The organism is Mesorhizobium sp. M2A.F.Ca.ET.039.01.1.1 (assembly GCF_003998035.1).
In the GTDB taxonomy this organism is placed as follows: Bacteria; Pseudomonadota; Alphaproteobacteria; order Rhizobiales; family Rhizobiaceae; genus Mesorhizobium.
This window is the reverse complement of the sequence record NZ_RZRY01000383.1, coordinates 1-6107: the sequence shown is the minus strand read 5'-3', so window position 1 is coordinate 6107 and position 6107 is coordinate 1. Positions and strand designations below refer to the sequence as shown.

The following is a 6107-nucleotide window of genomic DNA, read 5'->3' as shown; positions in this document are numbered from 1 at the left end:
TCACCGGTTTGTGATAGCAGCCCTCCGCTTCTCCTCCGATCGCGGACGAAGGCTCACCCGTTCGCCGCGCGGCTGTCTTCCGGCGCTTCGGCCCTTTCCGTCAGCCCGTAATCGCGCACGACCTGGGCGATGCGCAGACGATAGCCGGCAAAGATGCCGCCGCGTCCGGCCTGCTGCGCCTGGCGGTGCTCCTCGGTGTTGCGCCAGTCTTTCACCGCTTCCTCGTCGCGCCAGAAGGACAGCGACAGCATGCGCTTCGGATCGGTCAGACTCTGGAAGCGCTCGACCGAGATGAAGCCGTCGATGCTCTCGAGCAATGGCCTGAGCTCGGCGGCGATGCCGAGATAGGCATCGCGCTTTCCTTCCGCCGGCTCGACCTCGAAGATGACAGCGATCATGCCTCTATTCCTTCCTTGACGGTCACGTGGGTGCGAAAGAGCTGCCTTGGACCATGCGGCCCCGACACCAGCTTCAGGAAGACGCGATCTTCCTTCAAGATGAACTTCTCGCGCCTGGCGAACTCGTAATTTGCCTTGCCCGCGGGGTCGGCGGCAAGCCGGGCGCGATAGGCCTCATAGGCGGCGAGGCTTTCGATGTTGTAGGCGGCGTAAGCCGTGGTGGACGAGCCTTCATGTGGCGCGTAGTAGCCGATTAGCTCGGCGCCGCAGCGCGGAATGGCCTGGCCCCAGGCGCGCGCATATTGCTCGAAGGCCGCCCGGCCGAACGGGTCGATCTCGTAGCGGATGAAGCAGGTGATGGTCATGTCGGTCTCCTCGTCGGTTGGCTTGCGCACATCGATGCTTCGACCGTGATCGAAACATCGCTGGCGGCTCTGTGCTAGAGCAGGATGACGTTTCGTCGAATCGTCATCCTGCTCTAACTCTTTGTTGGAGCATGATCTTTTCCGAAAACCGGTTCCCACTTTTCGGGATCATGCTCTAGGCATCCTCCTGTCAGGAGTGTTTGCCCGGGCTGCTTGAGATGACCCCAGAATAATGCTTCCCTGACGGGAATGCTTCGATGAGGATCGAACCATGCGTGAAGGACCCGATATCGCCCGCATCGCCAGCCTGGTCGGCGACCCGGCCCGCGCCAACATGCTGAACGCGCTGATGGGCGGCACGGCGCTGACGGCGTCGGAACTGGCGCTGGAAGCCGGCGTGTCGCTGCCCACGGCTTCCTCGCATCTGTCCAAGCTTATGGAAGGCGGCTTGCTGACCTTGGCCAGCCAGGGCCGTCACCGCTATTACGGGCTGGCCAGCGCGCAGGTGGCCGGCATGATCGAGGCGATCATCGGCGTCGCCGAGGCGGTCGGCCCGAAGCGGGTGCGGCCGGGACCGCGCGACGCGGCCATGCGCGTGGCGCGGGTCTGCTACGACCACCTCGCCGGCGAGCAGGCGGTGGCGATGCTCGACCGGCTCTTCGACAGGAAGCTTTTGCTGCGCGAGGACAACGAGATCCGCCTCTCGTCAGCCGGCGCCTCGCATTTTTCCGCGCTCGGCATCGAGATCCAGGCCAAGGCGCGGCGGCCGGTGTGCCGCGCCTGCCTCGACTGGAGCGTGCGGCGATCCCATCTCGCCGGCACGCTCGGGGCCGCTATCCTAGACAGGATCATCGCCGAGAAATGGGCCCGCCGCGAGAAGGACAGCCGCGCCGTGGTGTTTTCGCCCGGAGGAAAGCGGGAGTTCGAAAGGGTGTTTCTGTCCTAGGGGGCGCGCACTAACGACAGCCTCGCAATGCTGGCGCGAGGCCCCCCTCTCTGCCCTACCGGGCATCTCCCCCTCAAGGGGGGAGATCGGATGTCACGCTCTCTTTCGCTAATCGTCAACGTTGCAGAAGAGGCGCCGCGCCAAAGCTGCCAATCTCCCCCTTGAGGAGGTTGAGGAGCGGTCCGCGCAATGGACGGAAAGCCAATTGCTTGGCTTTCCGAGCGACGAAAGCCCTGAGCGACAGCGAAGGGCCGCGCAGTCCGGCAGGACAGAGAGGGGGGCGAAGGATCTCGGCATAAGCGACCTTGGGTCTTGCCCGCGATCACCCCCTTTTCAACGCCTTCCCCAGCTTGAAGAACTCCCTCCACGGATCGGCCTTCTTCAGCTGTGCCAGCGTCGTCTCGTCCCCAAGCGGGAAGGCATTCGGCGCAAGGCCCTTCTCGATCTCGGGCCAGGTCACCGGCATCGATATAGTCGCGCCCTTCTTGGCGCGCGAGGAATAGGGCGCGACGGTGGTCGAGCCGCGGCCGTTGCGCAGATAGTCGACGAAGATTCTTCCGGTGCGGGCCTTCTTGGACAGCGTCGCCGTGTAGCGGTCGGGCGCCGCCTGCTCCAGCGCACGGGCGAAGTCGTGGGCGAAGTCCTTGACCTCGTCCCATTCCGCCGAGGGCTTCAGCGGCACCAGCACATGATAGCCCTTGCCGCCGGAGGTCTTGACCAGGTTCGGCAGCGACAGCTCGTCGAGCTGCTTGCGGATGTCGAGCGCCGCCTCGCGCACTTTGGAGATATCGACGCCTTCATCCGGATCGAGGTCGAAGATGATCTGGTCCGGCTTTTCCAGCGCATCGATCGTCGAGCCCCAGATGTGGACCTCGACCACGCCATACTGGACCAGCGCCGCCAGCCCGTCGAAATCCTTGATGTAGAGGATCTGCTCGCCATCGGTCGGATCTTTCATCCTGGCGATCTTGTCGCTCATGCCGGGTGAGGCGTGTTTCTGGAAGAAGCGCTGGCCGTGGACGCCGTCCGGCGCCCGCACGAGGCTCAGCGGCCGGTTGACGACGAACGGCTCCATGCGCGGCCACACCAGCGCGTAGTGGTCGAGCAGGTCCTGTTTCGAAACCTTCTCGTCGGGCCACAGCAGCTTATCGGGATGAGAGAGTTTTATCGATGTCTTCGCCGTTCCGGCCGAAGGCTTTGAGGGCGTCTTTGCGCCCGGCTTTGGCTGGCTCTCGGCCTTTTTCGGCTTTTCCTGCACGACTTCCTCCGCCGGCTTGTCCTCGCGCAGCCCCTGGAACGAGGCGTGGCGGATTATACGGTCGGATGTCCAGCTGCGGAACTCCACCTCGCCGACAAGCTCGGGCTTGACGAAAGTGAGCCCCTTGCCCTTCGGCACCGCGGCCGAGAAGGGCGATGTCTTCGCCTCGAGGCGATCGAGCTTCTTTTTCAGATCCGTCATCACCTTGCCGGAAAAGCCGGTGCCGACACGGCCGGCATAGTGCAGCTTGCCGCCCTCATTGAAGCCGACCAGCAGCGAGCGCAGGCCGCGGCCCGTCTTGTCCGAAGGCAGATAGCCGCCGATGACGAATTCCTGCCTGAGCGTGCATTTCGACTTGATCCAGGTGAGGCCGCGCCCGCTGCGATAGGGCGCATCGGCGCGCTTCGACACCACCCCTTCCAGACCCATGCGGCAGACATGCTGCAGCATGACCTTGCCGGGCTCGTGGAAATGGTCGCTGAAGCGCAGCGCCGAATTTTCGGGCTGCCGGCCCAGCAGTTCGGCCAGCGCCTGCTTGCGTTCGACCAGCGGCTCGCGGCGCAGATCCTCGCCGTCGAGCCGCATCAGGTCGAACACATAATAGATGAAGCGGTCGGCGCGGCGGGCCGAGAGATCCGCCTGCAGCAGCGGGAAGGACGACACGCCGCTGTCGGCCAGCACTACGACCTCGCCGTCGATGATGGCATCGCGGCATTTCAATTTGGCCAGCGCGGCGGTGACCGGCCCCTCGAACTTCCCGGTCCAGTCGAGGCCGGCGCGGGTGAGCAGCCTGACCTCGCTGCCTTCGATCTGCGCCTGCATGCGATAGCCGTCGAATTTCACTTCATGCAGCCAGTCGTCGCCGGTGGGCGCTTCCTTCTCCAGCGTCGCCAGCTGCGGTTCGATGAATTCGAGCCGCCGGGCCTGGCCGGCCTTGGCTTTGGCAGGCCTGTCCGATTGCCAGACTTTCGGTGTCTGCCCCTTGGCCGCCTTGCCTTCGCCAACCTCTTCGATGGTGAGGCCCGATTTCACCGATTTCGGCTCTTCTTCGAGGATGTCCTCGCCAGGACGGGCGGCAGCATCGTCGGATTTGATCAGCAGCCAGTTGTCGCGCTTCTCGCCGGGGCGCGGCCTCAGCCTGACCAGATGCCAGCGGCCGTTGAGCTTGTGGCCCTCGAGATCGAAGTCGATATGGCCCTTCTTCATGCCCTGAGCGGGATCGCCATCCGGCACCCATCTGCCTTCGTCCCAGACCAGGACCGAGCCGCCGCCATACTGGCCCTTCGGAATGGTGCCTTCGAAGGAGGCGTAGTCGATCGGGTGATCCTCGACATGCACGGCCAGCCGCTTCTCATGCGGGTCGAGGCTCGGGCCGCGCGTCACCGCCCAGCTCCACAGCACGCCGTCATGCTCCAGGCGGAAATCGTAATGAAGCCGCGTCGCGGCATGCTTCTGGACGACGAAGATGCCGCCGCCCTGCTTGCCGCGCTTTACCTTACCGGCCGGCTCGGCGGTTTTCTTGAAGTCGCGCTTGGCGTGATATTGTTCGAGGCTCGCCATTGCGTGCTCCTATGCGGACTTGCGCTTCGGCGCGGCCTTGGCCTTCGTTCGTTTCGCCGGCGCTTTGGACGATGCCTTGCCGGCTTTGCCGTCGTCGGCGTTGAGGCTCTTCTTCAGCGCGTCGAACAGGTTAACGACATTGGACGGTTTCGGCGATGCCTTGGCCTTCGGCGCTTTTCTCCCGGCCTTCCTGGAGCGGACCAGCTCGAGCAGCGATTCCTCGTAGCGATCCCTGAACTTTGCAGGGTCGAACTTCGCTTTCCTCTTGTCTATGATAGTCTCGGCCAGCCCGACCATCTCGCCGTCCAGCTTCGCGGACTGGATATCGGCGAAGATCTGGGATGCTTCGCGCACCGTGTCTCCGTAGCGCAGCGTCGTCAGCAGCATGCCTTTGCCGAACGGCTCGATCATCGCCGGGCGTTCGCGCTGATAAAGCACGATGCTCGCGAGGCCGGCCATCTTCTTCTCGGCCAACGCATCGCGAATGACGGCGAAGGCCTCCTGCGAAACCTTGTCTGCCGGCGAGACATAATAGGGCGTGTCGAGATAGACCTGATCGATCGAAGCCTTGTCGACAAAGCCGTCGAGATCAAGCGTGTGCGAGGATTCGATCTGCACCGCCTCGATATCCTCGTCCTCGATGCGGATGAAGTCGTCCTTGCCGACCTCGAAACCCCTGACCTCCTCATCCTCTTCCAGCGGTTTTTGGCTTTTCTGGTCGACATAGACACGCCGGACCCTGTTGCCGGTCTTGCGGTTGAGGATGTGGAAGGACACCTTTTCGGCGTGGGTGACGACGTTGCTCAGTTGGATGGCGCAGGTGACCAGTGAAAGCTTGAGATAACCGCTCCAGGCGGGGCGCGGCGCCATGACGAACACTCCTTGCAGCATCGGGGGCAACATCGGACAAACCGAAACGGCCGGAACGCCGCTTCGGTTCCCGGGGACGGGAAGGCCGACGCCATGCGCCGGCCTTATCAGCAGCTACTCGGCCGCCTGCAGGTTGACCTTGCTTTCGGCGATCTCGGTGAGCTTGCGGTCGGTCGCCTCTTCTTCCTTGAGGTTCTTGGCCAGCACATTGGCACAATCGCTGCGGCCGAGCTGCTTGGCCCACGCGATCAGCGTGCCGTAGCGCGTTATCTCATAGTGCTCGACGGCCTGCGCCGAGGCGATCAACGCGGCATCGAGGACCTCCTTGTCGTCGACATCGCCGCTCACCTCGTCGGCCTCCGCGAGGATGCCGTCGATGGCCGGGCAGTTGACGGTCTTGGCCTTGACGCCATGCAGCTCGAACACCTGCTCGACCCGCTCGATGTGACCCTTGGTCTGCGTGAGATGCTTCTCAAAGCCGGCTTTCAATTGCGGATCGGTCGCCTTGTCGATCATCTTCGGCAGCGATTTTTCGATCTCCTTCTCGGCATAATAGATGTCGCGCAGCGTGTGGATGAAGAGATCGTCCAGCGTCTTGATGTCTTTCGAAAAGAAGCCCATGGCGGTTGCCTTTCCATGTTTCGCATTGTCGGGAAGTTGCGCGGCGGACAGCCGTCAACATGGCCGGGTTCATCCCGGCCCTTGCGGAT

At 63.5% G+C, this 6107-nt stretch carries 6 protein-coding genes; 1 reads left to right on the top strand and 5 read right to left on the bottom strand.

The annotated features are described in order from the left end of the window. Positions 1-53: 53 nt before the first annotated feature. Entirely contained in the window at positions 54-398 is a 345-nt protein-coding gene (locus EOA24_RS24480; protein ID WP_126080287.1) for an antibiotic biosynthesis monooxygenase, read from the bottom strand. Beyond that, positions 395-763, bottom strand: coding sequence for an NIPSNAP family protein (locus EOA24_RS24475; RefSeq protein WP_126080288.1), 369 nt, complete (start codon positions 761-763; stop codon positions 395-397). The genes EOA24_RS24480 and EOA24_RS24475 overlap by 4 nt, the downstream gene beginning before the upstream one ends. Before the next feature lie 271 nt (positions 764-1034). Between EOA24_RS24475 and EOA24_RS24470 the strand changes: the two genes are divergently transcribed. Beyond that, positions 1035-1709 (top strand): winged helix-turn-helix domain-containing protein, encoded by a 675-nt coding sequence (locus EOA24_RS24470; protein WP_126080289.1) that lies wholly within the window; start codon positions 1035-1037, stop codon positions 1707-1709. A 322-nt stretch (positions 1710-2031) separates the two neighbouring features. Here EOA24_RS24470 and ligD read toward each other — a convergent pair whose 3' ends face one another. The 3 genes from ligD to EOA24_RS24450 all read right to left on the bottom strand — a co-directional run bounded on the left by ligD (position 2032) and on the right by EOA24_RS24450 (position 6018). Then, positions 2032-4527, bottom strand: coding sequence for a DNA ligase D (ligD, locus tag EOA24_RS24460; RefSeq protein WP_126080290.1), 2496 nt, complete (start codon positions 4525-4527; stop codon positions 2032-2034). A 9-nt stretch (positions 4528-4536) separates the two neighbouring features. Then, positions 4537-5397, bottom strand: coding sequence for a Ku protein (locus EOA24_RS24455; protein ID WP_126080291.1), 861 nt, complete (start codon positions 5395-5397; stop codon positions 4537-4539). Between the two features lie 114 nt (positions 5398-5511). Beyond that, positions 5512-6018: a ferritin-like domain-containing protein gene (locus tag EOA24_RS24450; protein ID WP_127258129.1), complete on the bottom strand. Its 507-nt coding sequence runs from the start codon at positions 6016-6018 to the stop codon at positions 5512-5514. Positions 6019-6107 lie beyond the last annotated feature (89 nt).